This window comes from Micromonospora sp. NPDC005257, from assembly GCF_042872445.1.
Lineage (GTDB): Bacteria > Actinomycetota > Actinomycetes > Mycobacteriales > Micromonosporaceae > Micromonospora.
The window spans coordinates 53,760-73,505 of sequence record NZ_JBIAKL010000008.1 but is presented as its reverse complement, the minus strand read 5'-3'; the positions used below and the strand labels follow the sequence as shown (position 1 = coordinate 73,505).

Genomic DNA, 19,746 nt, shown 5'->3' with positions numbered 1-19,746 from the left:
TCGGGGTCATCCCCGGAGGGTGCCCCTGGGCCGGGGCTGACATCGCGGGCAGCTGTAGGAGGAGCGGTTCATGAACGCCTCGCGCCGGATCGGCGCCCCGCAACGCGGGCAGGGCTCCCCCTCCCGGCCGTACGCGTTGAGCGACCGGTCGAAGTAGCCGCTCTCGCCGTTGACGTTCACGTACAGCTCGTCGAAGCTCGTGCCGCCCTGCTTGATCGCCTCGGCGAGCACGTCCCGGACGTGCCCGAGTAGCCGCAGCGCGGCCGGGCGGGTCAGCGCGTCGGTGGGGCGGGCGCCGTGCAGCCTCGCCCGCCACAGTGCCTCGTCGGCGTAGATGTTGCCCACCCCGGAGATCAGCGTCTGGTCGAGCAGCGCGCGTTTGACCTCCGTACGCCTGCGGCGCAGCGCCGCCACGAACGCCTCGTCGGAGAACTCCGGGTCCATCGGATCCCGCGCGATGTGGGCGATCTCGGCGGGCAGCTCCGCCCCGTCGGCGGACACGGACAGCCCGCCGAACGTGCGCTGGTCGACGAAGCGCAGCTCCGGCCCGTCGTCGGCGAACCGGAACCGGACCCGCAGGTGCAGCTCGTCGGCCGCGCCGACCGGCTGCAACAGCAACTGGCCGGACATGCCGAGGTGACCGATCACCGCGTCGCCGCTGTCCAGCGGCAGCCACAGGTACTTGCCCCGGCGGCGTACGCCGGTGATCGTCCGCCCGGCGAGCACGTCGGCGAAGTGCGCGCCACCCGGCGCGTGCCGGCGTACCGCCCGGGGGTGGCGCACCTCGACGGCGGCGATCCGCCGGCCGATCACCCACTGGGCCAGCCCCTGCCGGACGGTCTCGACCTCGGGCAGCTCAGGCACGGCCGGCGCCCGCCTCGACGTCCGCCTCCTCCTGGGCCTGCGCCTCGGCCTCGACCCGCGCCGCCGCCTCGGCCTCGGCCTGCTCGTTCAGCGTCCGCCAGGCCGACTCGGCCGCGCGCTGCTCGGCCTCCTTCTTGCTGCGTCCCTCCGCGCCGCCGTAGCGGTTCCCGGCGACCACCACCCAGGCGGTGAACGTCTTGAGGTGATCCGGTCCGGTGCCCTCGATCCGGTACTCCGGCACGCCCAGCCCGAGCGCGGCGGTCAGCTCCTGGAGGCTGGTCTTCCAGTCCAGCGCCGCGCCCCGGCCCGCCGACTCGGCCATCAGCGGGTCGAACAGCCGGTGGATGACGATGGCCGCGGTGTCCAGGCCGTACTGGAGGTAGATCGCGCCCAGCAGCGCCTCCAGCGTGTCGGCCAGGATGCTCGCCTTGTCCCGTCCGCCGGTGGCCTCCTCGCCCTTGCCCAGCAGCAGGTACGCGCCGAGCCCGTCCGGGCCCAGGCCCCGCGCCACGTCGGCCAGCGCCCGCATGTTGACCACGCTGGCGCGCAGCTTCGCCAGTTGCCCCTCGGGCAGGTCGGGGTGGTTGTGGAACAACGCGGTGGTGATCACCACGCCGAGGACCGAGTCGCCGAGGAACTCCAGCCGCTCGTTCGTGGGCAGGCCGCCGTTCTCGTACGCGTACGAGCGGTGGGTGAGCGCGCGTTCCAGCAGCTCCGGGTCGAGCGACACCCCGAAGGCCGTCTCAAGGTGGCCGACGGGAGCACGCCGCCGCTTGTCGTTGGTCATGGTGCTACCTCGGTGTCGTGTCGGTCAGAAGTGAGATCGTGCGGGATGTCGGCGAGCAGGGTGCGGACCGTCCCGGCGGCGTCGCGGCGCCACAGGTGGGCGGCCAGCGCGATACCGGAGGCGACGTCCTCGGAGCCGGCCGCGCCGTGGCACACGACCACGGTGCCACCCACCCCGAGCAGGGCGGCGGCACGCGGGGCGCCACCGCGCGACGGTGGGCCGCCGGCCATGGCGTACGCGCCCTCGATAGCCTTGAGCAGGACGTTTCCGGTGAAGCCGTCGGTCACCACGACGTCGGCGCGGGCGCCGAGGGAGATGTCGTACCCCTCGACCAGGCCGACGTAGCGGCCGTCGCAGGGCAGCGGCGCGGCGGCGAGCGCGGGTGCGGCGGCGCGGCGCAGCCGGTCACCCTTGCCGGTCTCGTGGCCGACCGAGAGCAGCCCGACGCGGGGCGCGGTGAGGGCGTGCGCCACCGACGCGTAGGCGGCGCCGAGGAGGGCGTGCCGGGCCAGCGTGGCGGGGCCGGGTTCGAGCGTGCCGCCGACGTCGAGCAGCACCACCGGTCCCTCGACGGCGGGGAGCGTGGCGGCGAGCGCGGGCCGGCGTATTCCGGTCCAGCGGCCGAGGCCGAGCGCGGCGGCGGTGACTGTGGCGCCGGTCGAGCCGGCGGAGACGACGGCGTCGGCGAGCCCGTCGCGGACGGCCTGCACGGCCGCGCGTACCGTGCTCTCGCCGCGGCCGGCGGTGGGATGGTCGGCCATGCCGACGACGGCCCGCACCGCGCGGACCGTGACCCGGGCGCGCTGGGCCGGGTCGAGCGCACCGATCAGCTCGTCGGCCACCTCGATCGGGCCGACGAGCATCAGGTGCAGGGCGGGATCCGTGCGTACCGCTCGCAGAGCGCCGTCAACCACGACGGCGGGAGCATCGTCCCCGCCGAGGAGGTCGACGGCGATCCGCGCGGTGCCCGGCTCCGACGGTCCGCCGGCCGGAAGCCGGTCGGCGGCGGAGGGAGCCGGGGCACCGGGCGAGAGCCTTGGTGCGCGCGTCACCCGACCGGCGGTCGGGGACGTCACTCGGCAGCCGGGTCAGACCTCGAGGACCTGGCGGCCGTTGTAGGTGCCGCAGACGGAGCAGGCGGCGTGCGGCAGCTTGGCCGACTTGCACTGCGGGCAGGCCACGGTCGCCACCGCCGAGGCCTTCCAGTTCGCCCGGCGGGCGCGGGTGTTGCTGCGCGACATCTTGCGCTTGGGGACGGCCACGGTTCTTACTCCTCTGTACGGGTCAGTTGCGTCAGGCTCGCCCAACGCGGGTCGACCTGCTGATGGCTGTGGTCGGCCGGCAGATCGTCCCAGTGCACCCCACACTCGGGGCACAGCCCTGGGCAGTCCTCCCGGCAGAGCGGGTTGGTCGGCAGCGCCAGCACCACCGCGTCCCGCAACGCCGGCTCCAGGTCGATCAGATCGCCCTGCATCCGGCCCACCTCGTCTTCGTCGGCCGTGTCGTCCGTGGTGCTGTTCTCGTACGCGTACAGCTCCTGGATCGTCACGGCCAACGAGTCGTCGATCTCGCGCAGGCAGCGCCCGCACTCGCCCTTGACGGGACCGGTGACGGTCCCGGAGACGAGCACGCCCTCGGACACCGACTCCAACCTCAGGTCGAGGTCGAGGTCCGCGCCCTCCGGCACGCCGATCAACTCCACGCCGAGGTCCGCCGGTGCCGGCACGACCCGCTTGTGCGTACGCAACGCGCCAGGTCGGCGCGGCAGTTCCCTCGTGTCGAGGACCAGCGGCGACCTGGGGTTGAGTGTGCTTGGCGAGTGTTTGGGCATAGTCAGACTCCGGCCGTCGAGAGGCCGACAAAGAAGGTTACCTGGCTGGGGGGCGGACCGTCGAACCGGGGGCTCACCTCCGGCCCGGCGGCAGCCGGCTGTCGGCGACCGGCCCGCGCGCCGCTCAGAAGGGTAGCGGGCGGTCCGTCTCGTCCCCGCCGAAGGTGCCGATCTCGCGCAGCGCGTGCATCTTGTCCCGGCCGCGCTCTATCGAGGCCAACGCCCGGGTGAGGAACTGCTCGAAGTTGGCCAGCGCGGTGTCGACGTAGTCGTCGACCTCCTCGCGGAGGCGCTGCGCCTCGGCCCGCGCCTCGCCGATGATCCGCGCGCCCTCGTGCTCGGCCGAGACGGTGATCTCGTTGACCGAGACCAGCCGGGCGTGTTCCGCCTCACCCTCGCTGATGATCCGGTCGGCCTCGCGCTTGCCGGCCTCCATGATCTTGTCCCGCTCCTCCAGCAGCGCGGCGGCGCGGCGCAGGTCGGCGGGGAGCTCCGCGCGCAACTCGTCGAGCACGGCGATCATCTCGCCCCGGTCGACCATGCAGTTGTTGCGCGACATCGGGACGGAGCGGGCCTGCTCCACCATGGCGATCAGTTCGTCGATGCGATCGAGCGGGTCCACCGGTACCTCACTCCTGTCTTCGTCGGCCGCCCTCCATCATGCGGCCTGCGCCCGGCTTCGGCGCTGCAGACATCATGTCGCGCCGGAGCCACAAGCACCCCACCCGCCCCACCCGCGCGTCTCCCTCCCTCCCCCGCCCCCACCCCGGCGATCTTGCACTTGCGGCCCGGCACTCGTCCCTTGCGGGAGGAATGTCCGGGCCGAAAGTGCAAGATCGCGAGGGCCGGGCGGGCGGGGGCGGGGGGTCAGGGGCGGAGGCGGGCGGAGAGCTGCTCGCGGACCAGGTCGGGGACGTGCGCGGAGATGTCGCCGCCCCACTTCGCCACGTCCTTGATCAGGCTGGACGAGATGAACGAGTAGAGCGGGTTGGTCGGCATGAACAGCGTCTCCACGCCGGCCAGGCCGATGTTCATCTGGGCCATCTGCAGCTCGTAGTCGAAGTCGCTCACCGCACGCAGACCCTTGATCAGGACGCTCGCCTGCTGCGCACGGCAGAAGTCGACGAGCAGGCCGCGGAACGACTCCACCCGGACGTTGTCGTACGAGGCGGTGACCTCCTGGAGCATGGTGATCCGCTCCTCGACCGTGAACAGGCCCTGCTTGGACTGGTTGATCAGCACCCCGACGATCACCTCGTCGAAGAGCCGGCTGGCCCGGCCGATGATGTCCAGGTGTCCGTTGGTGACCGGGTCGAACGAGCCCGGGCAGACCGCACGTCTCATGATCGGCGACCGTACCAAAGAGTGGTCTCGCCGTAACGCCTGCTGCGCTCCGGAGTGACACCTTCCACCCACGTGACCGGTCCGGTACGGCTGGACCGCTCGACGACCACCAGGGCGTCCGGGGCGAGCCAGCCGCCGTCGACGAGCGCCGCCAGCATGGCGGTGATCTCGGAATCCGGCACCGCGTACGGCGGATCGGCGAACACCACGTCGTACGGCCCGCCGTCCGGACCTGCCGCCAGCACCGTGGCGACCTTGCCGGTGACCAGGCGCGCGGCCGGCGCGGCACGGAGCGCGGCGATGTTCTCCCGGACCACCCGGGCGGCCCGCGCGTCGGACTCGACGAGCAGCACGTGTGCCGCGCCCCGGGACAGCGCCTCCAGACCGACCGCGCCGGAACCGGCGTACAGGTCGGCGAAGCGCGCCCCGTCCAGGTCGACGTGCGACTGCACGGCGCTGAACAGCGCCTCCCGCACCCGGTCGGAGGTCGGTCGGGTGCCGGCGCCGGGCGGCGCGGCGATCCGCCGGCCGCCGAGCGTGCCGGCCACGATCCGGGTCACCGTCGCCCTCTGCGCATGCCCCGACGCTACGCGACGCCGCGAGGCGCGAACGACGTACCCGGCGCGACGATCAGTGACTCGATGTACATCAACGATCTCAAATGCATAACGGACCCTTTACGACCTTTCGATCACGGTGACGCCCGCACTGTCGATCTCGCTAGGGTCTGGCCCGATTGCCAGGCGGACGCGTGGCTTCGGTTCCTCCGCCCGGTCTCTCCCATCCTCCCCTCGTCAGGAGTAGGCGTGAACCGTCTCCACCTCCGGCGTGCCGCCGCCCTCACCGCCGGCACGCTGCTCGGCCTCGCGGGCGTCGCCACCGTCGCCGGCCCGGCCGCCGCCCACCACCCCGAGCCGTCCGGCAGCTACTGCGCCGCCGCGAACGGCACGGTCACCGTGACCTGGTCGGTGATCAGCAGCGAGACCGACATCTCCGGCCGGATCACCAGGCTCGAATCCACGGTGCCCGGCGCGATCGGCGGCGGACTGGCCGTCGGCGCGGAACTGAAGCCGGCCGGCCAGGGCCCGCTGACCGGCACCCAGACCCACACGTTCTCCGGCCCGATCCCGGAGCTGAAGCTGACCGTCGGGGCGCACTGGGAGCGGGGCCGCAAGTCGCACGACGGCGAGCGGACCGTGACGGCCCGCCCGGAACGGAACTGCGCGGCGCAGAGCCCGTCACCGTCGCCGTCGCCCAGCACGCCGCCGAGCGCCGGCCCTTCGCCGAGCACGCCCGTCTCGCCGACCCCGACACCGTCGGCGTCCGTCCCGCCGAGCCCGTCCGTCCCGTCGAGCCCGTCCGTCCCGCCCAGCTCTCCCGCCCAGCCTGCGGAGCCGATCTTCAAGCTGGACCAGGACTGCGACTCGATGACCTTCGTCGTGGAGAACCCGGCCGACGGCGTGCCCTTCACCGCCACGCTCACCACGGAGAAGGGCGTCACCAGGAAGCTCGTCTCCGAGCCGGGCAGGACCAGCTCGGTCGGGTTCGACGCCTACCCGGGCCTCAAGGTCACGGTGAAGTACGACGTGGTCGAGGACGCGGAGACCATTCCGTACGCCCAGCCGGACGACTGCTCCGGCCAGGGTGGCGGCCTGCCGGTGACCGGCCCGGCGGCGGGTGCCGTCGCCGGTGGCGCGACGCTGCTGCTGGCCGCCGGCGCGGTGCTGTTCGTGCTGGCCCGCCGCCGCCGGATCCGCTTCACCGCCTGATCCCCACCGAGGGCGCGCCGACCACCCGGTCGGCGCGCCCTCGCCATTTGCGTGCCACCGACGGCTCAGACGGTGTCGAGCACCGACGTGACAGCGGCCGGGTTCACCTCGGCCTGGTTGGCCAGCAGGACGAGCCGCTCGTCCGAGTCGGGCAGCCAGGCGGCGAACGCCTTGTAGCCGCCGTTGTCCCCCGAGTGGTGCACCGCCCGCCGGCAGGCCAGCGGGCCGACGAAGAACCCGTAGCCGTACGCCTCCCCGGGCCGGCCGGTCGGCGCGTGCGGGGTGGTCAGCGCCGCCACCGAGGCCGGGGTGAGCAGCCGGCCCCGGCGCGGTACGTCGAGCCAGGTCAGCAGGTCCGCAGCGGTGCACCAGACGTCACCCGCGCCCATGCTCACCGTCGCCAGGTCCCAGGACGGCACCGGACGGCCGTCCTCGTGCCCGACCGCCACGTCCGGCCGGTCGTCGCCCGCACCGGCGAAGCTGCCCGTCATGCCCAGCGGCGCGAAGACCTCCTCGGCCAGGAACCCGGCGTACGGCCGCCCGGCCACCCGTTCCACGGTCCGGGCCAGCAGCACGTAGCCAGGGCTGCTGTAGTGCCACCCCGTCCCGGGCGGGAACAGCGGCGGCAGCGCGGCGAACCGGCCGAGCAGCTCGTCCGGCTCGGCCGGCCCGTGCAGGTCGACAGCCGGGTACTCCTCCCAGTGGCCCAGGCCGGAGGTGTGGGTGAGCAGATGGTGCAGCGTGATGCCGGACCACTCCGGCGGCGGCGTGCCGGGCAGCCACCGGGTGACGGGGTCGGTCAGGCGCAGCGCGCCGCGCTCGGCGAGCAGCAGCACCGCCACGGCCGCCATCTGCTTGCTGATCGAGGCGATCTGGAACCGCGTGGCCGGGGTGCACGGTCGGCCGGACGTCTCGTCGGCCGCCCCGACGACCCGGTCCACAAGGAGTTCGTCGCCCCGGGCCAGCAGCAGCACACCGCGTTCGAGGAATGGTGTCGACATCTGCGCGAGCCTAGGCACGCGACGCGGGTGCCGCAGTCCCGCGGACCCGCACCAGCGCGTTCACCGGGCACGCCGGCCGCCGCCCTCGTGCGTCAGCCCTTCTCCAGGTATTCGGCGCGTTCCTCGTCGACGAGCGCGGCGACCGACGCCGCCAGCGCCGGATGCCGGGACAGATCCGGGTCCTCCTCGACCAGCTCGATCGCCTCGGCCCGCGCGTCGCGGATCAGCTCGGCGTCCCGCAGCAGCGACAGCAGCCGCAGGTGCGAGCGGCGGCCGGACTGGGTCGCGCCCAGCACGTCGCCCTCCCGGCGCTGTTCCAGGTCGAGCTCGGCGAGCTTGAAGCCGTCGGTGGTGGAGGCGACCGCGTCCAGCCGCTCCCGCGCGGAGGATCCCTCCACCGCCTCGGTGACCAGCAGGCACAGACCGGCGGCCGAGCCCCGGCCGACCCGGCCGCGCAACTGGTGGAGCTGGGAGACGCCGAACCGGTCGGCGTCCAGCACGATCATCACCGTCGCGTTCGGCACGTTCACGCCGACCTCGACCACAGTGGTCGCGACCAGCACGTCCAGCTCGCCGTCGGCGTACGCGCGCATCACCGCGTCCTTCTCGTCGGCCGGCAACCGCCCGTGCAGCACCCCGATCCGCAGCCCGTGCAGCGGCCCCTCGGCCAGCAGCGGGGCCACCTCGGTCACCGCCAGCGGCGGGCGCCGGCCGTTGTCGTCCTCCCGCGGCGCCTCCTCGTCCGACACCGGACCCTCGCCGATCCGGGGGCACACCACGTACGCCTGGTGGCCCTTCGCGACCTCCTCGCGCAGCCGGCGCCAGGCCCGATCGAGGAACGCCGGCTTCTCGGCGGCCGGGACCACGTGCGAGGCGATCGGCGAGCGGCCCTGCGGAAGCTGGGACAGCGTGGAGGTCTCCAGGTCGCCGTAGACGGTCATGGCGACAGTGCGCGGGATCGGGGTGGCGGTCATCACCAGGACGTGCGGCGGCTGCTCGGCCTTGGCGCGCAGCGCGTCGCGTTGCTCCACGCCGAAGCGGTGCTGCTCGTCCACGACCACCAGGCCGAGGTCGTGGAAGTCGACGCCCTCGTACAGCAGGGCGTGCGTGCCGAGCACGATGCCGGCGCGGCCCTCGGCCACCTCGGCCAGCGCCCGGCGCCGGGCCGCCGCGCCGAGCGAGCCGGTGATCAGCTCCACCCTCGTGGCGTCGTCGGCGGCACCCAGCTCACCGGCCCGGCCGAGCGGCCCGAGCAGGTCGAGGATGCCCCGGTGGTGCTGGGCGGCGAGCACCTCGGTCGGGGCCAGCAGCGCGGCCTGCCCGCCGGCGTCGACCACCTGGAGCATGGCGCGCAGCGCCACCACGGTCTTGCCGGAGCCCACCTCGCCCTGCAGCAGCCGGTGCATCGGGTGCGCCCGGGCCAGGTCGGCGGCGATCTCCCGCCCGACGACCTGCTGGCCGGAGGTCAGCTCGTACGGCAGCCGGCCGTCGAACGCGTCCAGCAGGCCGCCCGCCTTCGCCGGCCGGGCCCGTCCCGGCGACGCCGCCGCCCGGTGCTTGCGCTGCACCAGCGTGAGCTGCACGGCGAACGCCTCGTCCCACTTCAGCCGGCGGCGGGCCCGGTAGAGCGCCTCCTTGCTGGTCGGGCGGTGGATCTCACGCAGCGCGGTGCCGATGTCGGCCAGGTTGCGGGTGGCCCGCACGGTGGCCGGCAACGGGTCCTCCGGCGGGGTGAACGTGTCGAGCACGACGCGGACGCAGCGGGCGATCACCCAGGTCGGCACCGCCGCCGCGGCCGGGTAGACCGGGATCAGCGCCCCGGCGAACTCCTCGACCTCCTCGTTCGCCGCCGCCTCTCCCTCGCCGCCCTCGCCGAGCAGGACGTACTCCGGGCCGTTGAGCTGCCGCTTGCCCCGGAACTCGGTCACCTTGCCGGCGAACAGGCCCCACCGGCCGGGTCGCAGCTCCCGCTCCCGCCACGCCTGGTTGCCGAAGAACGTGCAGGTGAGCAGGCCGCCGGAGCCGTCGCCGACGGTCACCTCCAGCAGGTTGCCGCGCCGCTGGCGCATCGGGCGCACGGCGGTGCGCTGCACCTGGGCGAGCACCGTGACCTGCTCCCCCACGTCGAGCGAGCGGATGTCGGTGTGCTCGCCGCGCTCGTCGTACCGGCGCGGGAAGTGGTAGATCAGGTCGCCCGCGGTGTGCAGGTCGAGATGCCCGGCCAGCGCCTTCGCCGTGCGCTCGCCGACCAGCTTCTTCAGCGGCGTGTCGACAGTGGCCGCTTCACCCGTCATTCGACCCCCACCAGGAGCGGATAGTGCGGCTGACCGCCCTCGTACGCCTGCACCTCGACGAACGGCCACGCCCTCTCGACGTGCGCGCGGACCCGGTCGGCCAGCCCGGCCGGCGCATCGGCGCCGCAGAGCAGCGTGACCAGCTCGCCGCCGCCACCGAGCATCCGGTCGACCACGGCGGTGCAGGTGTCGACCAGATCCTGCCCGATCAGGTGCACCTCGCCCTCGACCAGGGCCAGCACGTCGCCCGGGCGGGCCGGTCCGGCGACGGTGAGCGCCTCCCGGGCGGCGTGGCAGACCTCGGCGTACCGGCAGGCGCCGGCCGCCTCGGCCATCGCGATCACGTCGTCCTCGAACCGCCGCTTCGGATCGCGTACGGCCAGCGCCGCGAGCGCCTGCACCGGCGAGCGGGTCGGCACCACGCTCACCTTCACGCCCAGGCCGTGCGCCTCCCTGGCCGCCGCGCTCGCCACCGACTGGGTGTTCGGGTCGTTCGGCAGCACCACCACCCGGGCGGCGCCGGTGGCCCGGATCGCGTCGAGCAGCTCGCCGGTGGACGGGTTGGCGGGCACCACCACGGCGCCCTCGGCCGCGAACAGCTCCGCGATGCCCGCGCCGGTGGCCACCACCACAGCGGCCCGTCCCTCGGGCAGCGGCGCCTGGGGTCCGGGCGCCGGGGCGGCCCGGTCGGCGAAGCGGGTCACGCCGATCCGGTGCGGGCGGCCGGCGACCACGCCCGCCTCGACCGCCGCCCCGATGTCGTTGACGTGCACATGCACGTTCCAGGTGCCGGCGCCGTCGCCGACGATCGCCAGGGAGTCGCCGAGCGCGTCCAGCTCGGCGCGCAGCCGGGCCACCGCCTCGTCGTCCGCGTCGAGCAGGTACTGCACCTCGTAGGCGTACGCGTCGGAGCCGCTCTCCCGCACCGCGGTGGCCGGCGCGCGGCGGACGGGCGGCGCGGGCGCCGGCTGCGCCGGGCTCTCCCCCGTGATCACCTCGACCAGCGCGTCCAGCAGCAGGCACAGGCCCCGCCCGCCGGCGTCGACCACGCCCGCGCGGGCCAGCTCCGGCAACTGCTCGGGGGTACGCGCCAGCGCGTGCGCCGCCGCCTCGGCGGCGGCCCCCGCCACGGCGCGCAGGTCGTCGCTGTCCGCCCGGCGGGCCGCGTGCGCCGCGGCGGAGACCACGCTCAGCAGCGTGCCCTCGACCGGCCGGGCGACTGCGGCGTAGGCGGCGGCGGTGGCGTCGGACAGGGCGTCCGCGAGCTGCCGCCCGCGCACCGCGGGCACGGCGGCGAGTGTGTCGGCGAGGCCACGCAGGATCTGCGAGAGGATCACGCCGGAGTTGCCGCGTGCCCCGAGCAGCGCGCCCCGGGCCATCAGCCGCAGCGCGTGCCCGTGCGGGGTGTGCCCGTCGTCGGGGAGCGTGCCGAGGTCCATGGCCAGGGCCTGCTGGGCCGAGGTGAGCGTGAGCACCAGGTTGGTGCCGGTGTCGCCGTCGGGCACCGGGTAGACGTTCAGGCCGTCGATCTCGCCCTGGTGGGTGCGGAGGGCGGCCAGCCCGCTCGCGCACCAGCGGCGTACCGCTGCGGCGTCGAGGGTCTCCAGCACGTCGGGAAGCCTACTGGCGCGTACCGACACGCGCCGGGGTCGTCCGCCGCGTGTCCGCCCCGGCGAACGGCCCGGCCGGGACGCCGGTACGCTGGGTGGGCTCGCGAAAGGGCCGGTTGGGCGTACCGACTGTCATCGGGTAACCTGACCAGGTTGCCCGGGCAGCGCCTGGCGGCGACCTCATGAACGTTTCAATCCCAGGAGTATCCCGTGGCTAGCGTGTGCGACGTCTGTGGCAAGGGGCCGGGCTTCGGCCACAACGTGTCCCACTCGCACCGGCGGACCAACCGCCGCTGGAACCCGAACATCCAGTCGGTGCGTACCCCGGCCGGTGGTGGCACCACCAAGAAGTTGCAGGTCTGCACCTCGTGCATCAAGGCCGGCAAGGTCACCCGCGCCTGACGCGGTAGCGCCACCGGAAACATCGTCGGTCGCCGGCGGATCCCTTCGGGGGTCCGCCGGCTTCTGTCGTGTGTCCGGCAACCCGCCGCACCCACCGGCTCGGTATCGGCCGAGCCGCCCTGGCACCCCTGACCGACCGCCCGGTGACCTGCTGGAACCAGCCGGTTAGGGTGCTGCTGCGCCGGCCGTCCGGTTCCGGCGCGAGCCGTGGGGAGGGTGTGACCGGTGGACCTCGATCTGGGTCGCGAGCAACTGGTGGTGGTGGGCGCGTCGTTCGGCTCGCTGAGCTGGTTCGACCAGGAGTTGCCGCCCGGCAGCGTGGTGCTCATCGAGGAGCCGGACGTGGCCGCCCGCCGCAACCTGGCCCGGTTCGCCGACCGGCTGCCGATGATCGGGCGCCTCGTCGTGGCCGAGTACCAGACCGGCTTCGACGCGGACGCCCTGCTCGCCCGCGAGCCCGGCCTCGCCGACGCCCGGCTGGTCCTGCCCGGCCTGGAGTACGCGGTCGGCGCCACCGCCCGGCTCGCCGAGCGGCTCGGCCTGCCGGGCGCCGGGGTGGAGGCCGCCGACGTCTTCTCCGACAAGCACCGGATGCGGCTGCTCGCCGACCGGATCGGGCTGGCCAACCCGGCGTACGAGCTGGTCGACGACCCGGCGCGGGCGGTGGAGTTCGCCGAGGCGCACGGCGGCCGGTGCGTGCTCAAGCCCACCCGCCGCTCGGGCAGCCTGGGCGTGCAACTGATCACCGAGCCAGCCGAGGTGCCGGCCCACTGGGCGGCCAGCGCCGCCCCGCCCGACCCGGCCGAGGCCACCGAGCGCGGCCTGCCCACCGGTGTGCTGGTGGAGGAGCTGCTGGTCGGCTCCGAGCACAGCGTCGAGCTGCTGGTGGCCGACGGCGAGGTGATCTTCGCCAACGTGACCGACAAGCGGATCGCCGGTGGCCGCTACCCGGTCGAGACCGGCCACACGGTGCCGTCCGCGCTGCCCGCCGCCGCGCACGACGCGCTGCGGTCCGCCACGGTACGCCTCGCCGAGGCGGCCGGCTTCCGCAGCGGCATGCTGCACAGCGAGTGGATCCTGGTCGACGGCGTGCCGACGCTCGTGGAGTGCGCGGCCCGGATGCCCGGCGACATGATCACCGCGCTCATCTCGATCGCCTACGAGCGGGACGTCATCGAGGCGTACCTGCGGGTGCTGCGCGGCGAACGGCCGGCGCTGCCGGCACGGGCCAGCGGCGCGGCGGCGATCGAGTTCCTGATCGCGCCGCCCGGCCGGGTCACCGCCGTGGACGGCCGGCGCGACGCGCTGCGCGTGCCGGGCGTGCTCGACGTGCAGGTGGAGACGAAGGTCGGTCAGATCGTGCCGGAGCTGCTCTCCTCGGCGCACCGCAGCGGGCACCTGATGGCCTGGGGCGCGACACCGGACGAGGCCGCGGATGCCGTACGCCGCGCCGCGAGCGAGATCCGCATCTCGGTGGGCTAGAGGGTGCGGCCGTACGACAGGCAGCCCGGGGCGTCCTTGTAGAAGCCGAAGTTCGGGATCCGCTCGTAACCGGCCGAGGTGTACATGGCGATCGCCTCGGGCTGCTTGTCGCCGCACTCCAGCACGATCCGCTTGCGGCCGTGGTCGCGGGCGGATCGCTCGACCGCGGCGAGCACCGCGCGGGCCACGCCCCGGCCCCGGGCCGCCGGGTCGGTGTACATGCGCTTCAGCTCGGCCGTGTCGTCGCCGTCGCCGTGGCTGCGCCAGCCCCCGCAGCCCACCGGCCGCCCGTCCAGGTAGGCGACGAGAAACGTGCCGTCCGGCGGGGTGAACTCGGCCGCGTCGACGGGGGTCTCGTCGCCGCTGCCGCCGTACCGGGCGCCGAGGTCGGCCAGCGCCGCCCGGATCAGCGCCTGCGACTCGGGCGCGTCGAAGCGCCGCTCCCGGATCTCGATCTCGCTCACCGTGCCAGGTTACGACCGCCGCCGGTCCGGCCCCGGCCGGGCGGCCCGGGGTCGGACGCAGATCACTCCGGACCCGCTACTCCGCTCGCCTGAAGTGGTCCCAGCCGCGCGGGCCGCTGTAGGCGGCGCCGTCGACGGTGACCCCGGCGCCGTCGGCCACCCGCCCGACCGGCTGCCATCCGTCGGGCAGCGCGGCGTCCCCGGGGAACGTCGCCGCCAGCGCGTGGTCCTCGCCGCCGGCCAGGATCCAGGTGTACGGGTCGACGCCGAGCGCCTGCGCCGCGTCGCGCATCTGCCGGGGCACCTCGAACGCGTCGCGGTTCAGGTCGATCGCCACGCCGCTGGCGGTCGCCACGTGCCCGAGGTCGGCCAGCAACCCGTCCGACACGTCGATCATGGAGGTGGCCCCTGCCGCTGCGGCAGCCGGTCCGGCGGCGTACGGCACCTCGGGGCGGCGGAACGCCTCGACCAGCAGCCGGGGCGTGCGGAAGCCCCGGGAGAGCACGGTGTAGCCCGCCGCCGACCAGCCGGTGCGCCCGGCAAGCGCCACCACGTCCCCCGGCCGGGCGCCGGAGCGGACCACCGGGGCGCGGCCGGCCAGGTCGCCGAGCGCTGTCACCGCGACGGTGAGCGTCGGGCTGCCGGACATGTCCCCGCCGACCACGCTCGCGCCGACGAGCGCCGCCTCCGCGCCCAGCCCGTCGGCCAGTTCCTCGGCCCAGGCCGGGTCCAGCTCGGCCGGCATGCAGAGCGCGACCAGCAGGGCGGTCGGGGTGGCGCCCATGGCGGCGATGTCGGCGAGGTTCGCCGCCGCCGCCCGGTGGCCCACGTCCCGTGCCGACGACCAGTCCCGGCGGAAGTGCCGCCCCTCCACCAGCACGTCGGTCGAGGCGACCACCCGCCGGTCCGGCGCGGCCACCACTGCGCCGTCGTCGCCGGGGCCGAGCAGGCAGTTCCGTCCCTGCGCCAGCCGGGCGGTCACCCGGCCGATCAGGCCGAACTCGCCGACATCAGTGACAGTCATTCCGTTCCCTCGCTCCGCTGCGTCGTTCCGCACGTCCCACCCCACCCGTACCGGCGTGTGCTCGCTCACCGCGTCCGACCGGCAACCGATAGGGATCACGGCCGCTCAGTACGGTAGTTTCACCCTTCAGGTCGCCCGGAGGCGACGGACGGAGGTCGAGTCGTGGTACAGGCGTACATCCTCATCCAGACCGAGGTCGGCCGGGCGCGTGACGTGGCCGGTCTGATCGCGGATCTGGCCGGTGTGGTACGGGTCGACGCCGTCACCGGGCCGTACGACGTGGTCGTGCTCACCGAGGCGAACACCGTCGACGAGCTCGGCAAACTCATCGTCAGCAAGGTGCAGATGGTGCCCGGCATCACCCGCACCCTCACGTGTTCGGTGGTGCGGCTGTAAGTGGACGAGAAGGACACCTCCTCTCCCCGCCGGGACGGCGGCACCCGCCGTGCCGCGCTCTGGGCCACGCTCGTCGCGGTGCCGGTGACCGTGGCGGTGGCCGCGTTCACGTTCGCCAAGCTCGCCCCGGAGTCGCCGGAGGCCGAGCCGAGCGCGTCGGCGAGTCCCCGGGCGCAGTCCAGCGCGCCGGTCGAGATGCCCGCCCCGGCGCTGGCCGAGCGCCCGACCGTGCTCTGCCGGGCCCTGATGTCGCAGCTTCCGGACCGCGTGCGTGACCTGCCGCAGCGTCCGGTCACCGCGGGCCCGGAACAGAACGCCGCGTACGGCGACCCGGCGCTGACGGTGGCCTGCGGCGGCAGCCCGGCGCAGTTCCCGCCCACCGACGAGGTGTGGACGGTCAACAAGGTCTGCTGGCACGCGGCCGAGGAGGCCGACGCCACGGTACTGACCACCGTCGACCGGGAGACCCCGATCCGGGTCCGGGTGCCGAAGTCGTACGAGCCGCCGCTGCAGTGGGTGACCTCGATCTCCGACACGATCGTCAGCTCGGTCCCCTCGGCGAAGCAGGCCCCCTCGGGCTGCTCCGCCTGACGCCCGGCCGGCCGGTCAGCGGCCGGCGCGGCGGTGCAGGGCAGTACGGATCAGACGGTTCACCAGCTTCGGGTACTCCAGCCCGCTTGCCGACCACATCCGCGGGAACATCGACGTCGGGGTGAAGCCCGGCATCGTGTTGATCTCGTTGAGGTAGACGTCCATCTGCGGGGTGACGAAGAAGTCGACGCGGGCCAGGCCGGAGCAGTCCAGCGCGGTGAAGGCCCGGGTGGCGTAGTCGCGCACCTGCCGGGCGACCGGCTCGGGGAGGTCGGCCGGCACGTCGTACTCGCAGACCTCGTCGGCGAAGATGTACTTGGCCTCGAAGTCGTACCAGTCGCGGTCGCCGATCATCCGTACCTCGGCGAGCACCGACGCCTCGGGAGCGCCACCCGCCTCGCCCTCCAGCACGCCGCACTCGATCTCGCGGCCCACCACCGCGCTTTCGACGAGCACCTTGCTGTCGATCTCGCGGGCGGTGACGAGCGCGGCGTCCAGGTCGGCCCAGTCGTCGACCTTGGTGATGCCGAACGAGGAGCCGGCCCGGGACGGCTTGACGAAGACGGGCAGGCCCAGGCGCTCCTGGTCCTCCTCGCTCAGCGACATGCCGGCGCGCAGCACCGCGTACGGGCCGACCGGGATGCCCTCGGCGGCGCAGAGCTTCTTGGTGAACTCCTTGTCCATGGCCGCGGCGGAGGCGAACACGTTCGCGCCGACGTAGGGGAGGTCGGCCATCTCCAGCATCCCCTGGATGGTGCCGTCCTCGCCGTACGCCCCGTGCAGCACCGGGAAGACCACGTCCACGTCGGCGAGCGCCACCGGCCCCTGGGCCGGGTCGAGCACCATCAGGCCGCCGAGGGCGGGGTCGGCGCGCAGCACCAGTTCGGCGCCGGAGCCGGCGGTGATCTCGGGCAGTTTGCGGTCGGCGATGGCGAGCCGGCTCGGGTCGCCGTTGGCGAGCACCCACTGGCCCTGCCGGGTGATGCCGACCGGGATCACCTCGAACTCGTCCGGGTCGAGCGCGGCCAGCACGCTGCCCGCGCTGACGCAGGAGATGCCGTGTTCGGGGCTGCGGCCGCCGAAGACGATCGCCACACGGGTCTTACCTGGGGTGGTCATTGTCACCTCATCGTTCGCGGCTGCGGCTGGCCGTGCTCGCCGGTGGCGCTCACCCGACTGACCTTACTGTGCGTTGCCGCAAGCGGTGGTCGTTACCCGGAGAGAGGCGGAGTCGCGTGGCAAACGGTCAAGGTGACATATACGGGGAGTAACGGAACGGTGCTCACCAGGCCGGGTGCCGGGGCCTGCGGCCGACCGCGATGACCTTCACCCGCTGCCGGCCGGCCCGCACCATGCCCAGCGCCATGAAGGCGCCGGCGATCCGGTCGGCCGCCTCCCGGCTGCTCGCGCCGACCACCTGACGGCGGCGCTCGGGACTGGTCCGTTCGTCGCGCCACGCACTCGGACGCACGTCGGTGAGGACCACGAGGAACCTGGTCATCGCGGATCCCCTCCCCGTCTCGTGGGGCCAGCAGGGGCACGCGGCGGCCGGATCGTGGGGGAGTAAGAGATCCGGCCACCGCGCGCCCCGTCCCCTCCGGTCGCTCACCGCCACCGTCGCCACGACAACCGACGGTGAGGACGCCGTCACACATTGGCATGTTTACAAGCATGAATGCAACTCTCATCGACTTTCTCTCATGCCCGCTTTCCCAAAAGATGTGCGATCATCGATACATGGCGCCGAAGACCGCCCGGGCCCGACGGCTCGGCATCGCCCTGCGAACCCACCGGGAAGCCGCCGGGCTCACGCTGGAAGCCGCGGCTGACGAGATCAACAGCACCCGGAGCACGCTGTCCCGCTACGAGAACGCCCAGACGCTCGTCAGTCCCGCCACCGTGCGCGCGCTGCTGACCAGCTACGGCGTCGACCCGGCCGACATCGCCGCGGCGGTGGAACTGGCAAAGGACGCCCGCAAGCCGGGCTGGTGGGTCTCCTACTCGTACCTGCTGGACCGCCGCACCATCGACTTCATCGCGCTGGAGGCGGAAGCCACCGGCATCGCGAACTTCGAGCCGTCGGTGGTGCCCGGTCTGCTCCAGACCGCCGACTACATCCGCGGGGTGATGCGCGGCGGGCCGCACACGCTCAGCGACGAGCAGGTGGAGCAACGGGTCCGGCTCCGGCTGGATCGCCAGCAGCGGCTCTCCGGCGCCGAGCCGCCGATCCTCGACGCCATCATCGACGAGGCCGCGCTGCTGCGCCCGGTCGGTGACCGCTCGGTCATGTCCGGCCAGCTCCAGCACCTCCTGAAGACGATCGAGCTGCCGAACGTGACGGTGCAGGTGATCCCGCTGGCCGCCGGCTACCACCGGGGCACCCGGGGATCACTGCACATCCTGGAGTTCGCCGACCCGGAGGATCCGATCATCGCCTCGGTGGAGACCGTCGCCGGGCAGATGATCCTGGACCGGCCGGGTGACCTGCGCACCTGCGTCAAGATCATGGAGCACCTGCGGACCGTTGCGCTGAGCCCGGCGGCCAGTCGGGACCAGCTCCTCCGCCTGGAACGAGAGGTGACCAGATGAACGGCACGAACCGCGCCGCCCCGGCGCCGGCCGGCTGGCGTAAGAGCAGCCACAGCGGCGACGAGGGCGCCTGCGTGGAGGTGGCCTCGCTGACCGGCGCGGTGGCGGTCCGCGACTCGAAGGATCCGGCCGGCCCGGTGCTGGTGTTCGCGCCGCACGCCTGGGCCGCGTTCACCGCCGCGCCGCCGGGCGCCTGAGCGGTCCGCGTCAGCCGAGAGGGGCGGCGGCGGTGCGGGTGCCGCGTACCGCTTCCAGCGCCGCGATGGCCACCCCGCGCGCCCCGGCCATGTCCCGGTCCGGCACCAGCGCGAAGGTGGAAACCGCCCGCTGCTCCTCCCGGAGCACCGTGTGCTCGGCGACGGTGGCGAGGAACCAGTCCCGGAACTCCGGCGCCGCCTCCACCACACCCCCGCCGACGAAGTACGCGTGCGGATCGGTGAAGTTGGCCGCGATGGTGAACAGGCGGCCCAGCGCCTTCGCCTGCTGGGTGAACACCAGGCGGGCCAGCGGGTCGCCCCGCTCGCCGTATCCGCGCAGCAGCTTCGCCGCCCGGTCCGGCTCCTCCGCCGCGAGCGGGTGCTCCGGGTGCCGGGCCAGCCAGTACGGCAGCAGGTTGCGCCGGATCGCGGTGAGCGAGGCGACGCTCTCCGCGTCCCCGGTGAAGCCGCAGGCGCAGACCGGCGCCGCCTGGTCCGGCTCGACCAGGCCGTCCAGCGGGATGTGCACGTGCCCGAACTCGCCGGCCATGCCGGCCGCGCCGCCGACCACCCGGCCGGACTCCACCACGCCGCCGCCGAGTCCGGTGCCGACGATCGCCGACACCGACGACCGTGCCATCGCCGCGGCGCCGAAGTGCACGTGATGGGCGTAGAGCGCGGCGGCGTTGCCGTCGTTCGCGTACACCACCGGCAGGCCCAGCCGCCGCTCCAGCGCGCTGCGCACGTCGAAGCCGCGCCAGGCGGGCTGGGAGAAGTTCGTCGAGCCGCGGGAGGAGATGACGCCGGTGGCGCTGGCCGGGCCGGGCGTGTCCAGCCCGACCGCGCGGACCAGGTCACGCGGCACGCCGGTGTGCGCCAGCACGCCGTCGAACGCCCGCGCCAGCGCCTCCACCGCCGCCTCCGGGCCGGCGCCGACGTCGCTCGGGATCTCCAGCAGCCCGTCCACCAGGAACCGGCCGTCGACGGTCAGCACCGTGGCGTTGTCGCTCGTGCCCCCGTTGTCCAGCCCCACCACCACCGGCACACCTGCGCTGTCCACCGCCACCGCCTCCCGCCGCGCCTGATCCGAGGCTAGTTCCC

23 protein-coding genes are annotated in these 19,746 nt (G+C 73.9%); 7 read left to right on the top strand and 16 right to left on the bottom strand.

Annotated elements, in window-relative coordinates; translation table 11 throughout:
- Window positions 1–6 precede the first annotated feature (6 nt).
- The 8 genes from mutM to rsmD all read right to left on the bottom strand — a co-directional run bounded on the left by mutM (window position 7) and on the right by rsmD (window position 5,386).
- Entirely contained in the window at window positions 7–864 is an 858-nt protein-coding gene (gene mutM / locus ACFYO8_RS18120; RefSeq protein ID WP_354865826.1) for a bifunctional DNA-formamidopyrimidine glycosylase/DNA-(apurinic or apyrimidinic site) lyase, read from the bottom strand.
- Entirely contained in the window at window positions 857–1,651 is a 795-nt protein-coding gene (rnc, locus tag ACFYO8_RS18115; protein ID WP_354865828.1) for a ribonuclease III, read from the bottom strand. The genes mutM and rnc overlap by 8 nt, the downstream gene beginning before the upstream one ends.
- Window positions 1,648–2,607 carry a phosphate acyltransferase PlsX gene (locus tag ACFYO8_RS18110; RefSeq protein ID WP_354866022.1) on the bottom strand — a complete coding sequence of 320 codons (960 nt, stop codon included), beginning with the start codon at window positions 2,605–2,607 and terminating at the stop codon, window positions 1,648–1,650. Before ACFYO8_RS18110 ends, rnc begins: the two co-directional genes overlap by 4 nt.
- Before the next feature lie 132 nt (window positions 2,608–2,739).
- Window positions 2,740–2,913, bottom strand: coding sequence for a 50S ribosomal protein L32 (rpmF, locus tag ACFYO8_RS18105; RefSeq protein WP_030500827.1), 174 nt, complete (start codon window positions 2,911–2,913; stop codon window positions 2,740–2,742).
- 5 nt (window positions 2,914–2,918) lie between these two features.
- The gene (locus tag ACFYO8_RS18100; RefSeq protein ID WP_354865830.1) at window positions 2,919–3,482 is read right to left on the bottom strand and encodes a YceD family protein; all 564 of its coding nucleotides are present in this window, start codon (window positions 3,480–3,482) and stop codon (window positions 2,919–2,921) included.
- Between the two features lie 124 nt (window positions 3,483–3,606).
- Entirely contained in the window at window positions 3,607–4,104 is a 498-nt protein-coding gene (locus tag ACFYO8_RS18095; RefSeq protein ID WP_354865832.1) for a hypothetical protein, read from the bottom strand.
- 245 nt (window positions 4,105–4,349) lie between these two features.
- On the bottom strand, window positions 4,350–4,826 hold the full coding sequence (gene coaD / locus ACFYO8_RS18090) for a pantetheine-phosphate adenylyltransferase (RefSeq protein WP_354865834.1): 477 nt from the start codon (window positions 4,824–4,826) through the stop codon (window positions 4,350–4,352).
- The gene (gene rsmD / locus ACFYO8_RS18085; protein WP_354865836.1) at window positions 4,823–5,386 is read right to left on the bottom strand and encodes a 16S rRNA (guanine(966)-N(2))-methyltransferase RsmD; all 564 of its coding nucleotides are present in this window, start codon (window positions 5,384–5,386) and stop codon (window positions 4,823–4,825) included. The genes coaD and rsmD overlap by 4 nt, the downstream gene beginning before the upstream one ends.
- 246 nt (window positions 5,387–5,632) lie before the next feature.
- On the opposite strand from rsmD, the gene ACFYO8_RS18080 reads away from it, so the two are divergent.
- Window positions 5,633–6,595 (top strand): cell wall anchor protein, encoded by a 963-nt coding sequence (locus ACFYO8_RS18080; protein ID WP_355015012.1) that lies wholly within the window; start codon window positions 5,633–5,635, stop codon window positions 6,593–6,595.
- Window positions 6,596–6,660: 65 nt separating this feature from the next.
- Here the strand turns inward: ACFYO8_RS18080 and ACFYO8_RS18075 are convergent, their stop codons facing one another.
- The 3 genes from ACFYO8_RS18075 to ACFYO8_RS18065 form a co-directional block, all read right to left on the bottom strand.
- Window positions 6,661–7,596: a serine hydrolase domain-containing protein gene (locus tag ACFYO8_RS18075; RefSeq protein ID WP_355015011.1), complete on the bottom strand. Its 936-nt coding sequence runs from the start codon at window positions 7,594–7,596 to the stop codon at window positions 6,661–6,663.
- A 92-nt stretch (window positions 7,597–7,688) separates the two neighbouring features.
- Window positions 7,689–9,890, bottom strand: coding sequence for an ATP-dependent DNA helicase RecG (recG, locus tag ACFYO8_RS18070; RefSeq protein ID WP_355015010.1), 2,202 nt, complete (start codon window positions 9,888–9,890; stop codon window positions 7,689–7,691).
- Window positions 9,887–11,500, bottom strand: coding sequence for a DAK2 domain-containing protein (locus tag ACFYO8_RS18065; protein WP_355093680.1), 1,614 nt, complete (start codon window positions 11,498–11,500; stop codon window positions 9,887–9,889). Before ACFYO8_RS18065 ends, recG begins: the two co-directional genes overlap by 4 nt.
- Before the next feature lie 210 nt (window positions 11,501–11,710).
- Between ACFYO8_RS18065 and rpmB the strand changes: the two genes are divergently transcribed.
- Both rpmB and ACFYO8_RS18055 read left to right on the top strand, forming a co-directional pair.
- A complete protein-coding gene (gene rpmB / locus ACFYO8_RS18060) occupies window positions 11,711–11,902 on the top strand; it encodes a 50S ribosomal protein L28 (protein WP_013284551.1) in 192 nt (63 codons plus the stop codon).
- A 225-nt stretch (window positions 11,903–12,127) separates the two neighbouring features.
- Window positions 12,128–13,384, top strand: a complete 1,257-nt coding sequence (locus ACFYO8_RS18055; RefSeq protein WP_355093682.1) for an ATP-grasp domain-containing protein — start codon at window positions 12,128–12,130, stop codon at window positions 13,382–13,384.
- Here the strand turns inward: ACFYO8_RS18055 and ACFYO8_RS18050 are convergent.
- The gene (locus tag ACFYO8_RS18050) at window positions 13,381–13,848 is read right to left on the bottom strand and encodes a GNAT family N-acetyltransferase (RefSeq protein ID WP_354865848.1); all 468 of its coding nucleotides are present in this window, start codon (window positions 13,846–13,848) and stop codon (window positions 13,381–13,383) included. The genes ACFYO8_RS18055 and ACFYO8_RS18050 overlap by 4 nt on opposite strands.
- A gap of 76 nt (window positions 13,849–13,924) precedes the next feature.
- A complete protein-coding gene (locus ACFYO8_RS18045; protein WP_355093684.1) occupies window positions 13,925–14,872 on the bottom strand; it encodes a thiamine-phosphate kinase in 948 nt (315 codons plus the stop codon).
- Between the two features lie 162 nt (window positions 14,873–15,034).
- Here ACFYO8_RS18045 and ACFYO8_RS18040 point away from each other — a divergent pair, with 162 nt between their 5' ends.
- Together ACFYO8_RS18040 and ACFYO8_RS18035 are read left to right on the top strand one after the other, a co-directional pair.
- Window positions 15,035–15,268, top strand: coding sequence for an Lrp/AsnC ligand binding domain-containing protein (locus ACFYO8_RS18040; protein ID WP_013284547.1), 234 nt, complete (start codon window positions 15,035–15,037; stop codon window positions 15,266–15,268).
- On the top strand, window positions 15,269–15,859 hold the full coding sequence (locus ACFYO8_RS18035; protein WP_354865851.1) for a DUF3515 domain-containing protein: 591 nt from the start codon (window positions 15,269–15,271) through the stop codon (window positions 15,857–15,859).
- A 15-nt stretch (window positions 15,860–15,874) separates the two neighbouring features.
- Here ACFYO8_RS18035 and ACFYO8_RS18030 read toward each other — a convergent pair whose 3' ends face one another.
- Both ACFYO8_RS18030 and ACFYO8_RS18025 read right to left on the bottom strand, forming a co-directional pair.
- On the bottom strand, window positions 15,875–16,978 hold the full coding sequence (locus ACFYO8_RS18030) for a D-alanine--D-alanine ligase family protein (protein WP_355093686.1): 1,104 nt from the start codon (window positions 16,976–16,978) through the stop codon (window positions 15,875–15,877).
- Window positions 16,979–17,141: 163 nt separating this feature from the next.
- The gene (locus tag ACFYO8_RS18025) at window positions 17,142–17,360 is read right to left on the bottom strand and encodes a hypothetical protein (protein WP_354865855.1); all 219 of its coding nucleotides are present in this window, start codon (window positions 17,358–17,360) and stop codon (window positions 17,142–17,144) included.
- A gap of 236 nt (window positions 17,361–17,596) precedes the next feature.
- Here ACFYO8_RS18025 and ACFYO8_RS18020 point away from each other — a divergent pair, with 236 nt between their 5' ends.
- The gene (locus ACFYO8_RS18020) at window positions 17,597–18,448 is read left to right on the top strand and encodes a helix-turn-helix transcriptional regulator (protein ID WP_354865857.1); all 852 of its coding nucleotides are present in this window, start codon (window positions 17,597–17,599) and stop codon (window positions 18,446–18,448) included.
- The gene (locus ACFYO8_RS18015) at window positions 18,445–18,645 is read left to right on the top strand and encodes a DUF397 domain-containing protein (protein ID WP_355093688.1); all 201 of its coding nucleotides are present in this window, start codon (window positions 18,445–18,447) and stop codon (window positions 18,643–18,645) included. Before ACFYO8_RS18020 ends, ACFYO8_RS18015 begins: the two co-directional genes overlap by 4 nt.
- Before the next feature lie 10 nt (window positions 18,646–18,655).
- Here the strand turns inward: ACFYO8_RS18015 and ACFYO8_RS18010 are convergent, their stop codons facing one another.
- A complete protein-coding gene (locus ACFYO8_RS18010) occupies window positions 18,656–19,705 on the bottom strand; it encodes an ROK family protein (RefSeq protein ID WP_355093690.1) in 1,050 nt (349 codons plus the stop codon).
- Window positions 19,706–19,746: the final 41 nt, after the last annotated feature.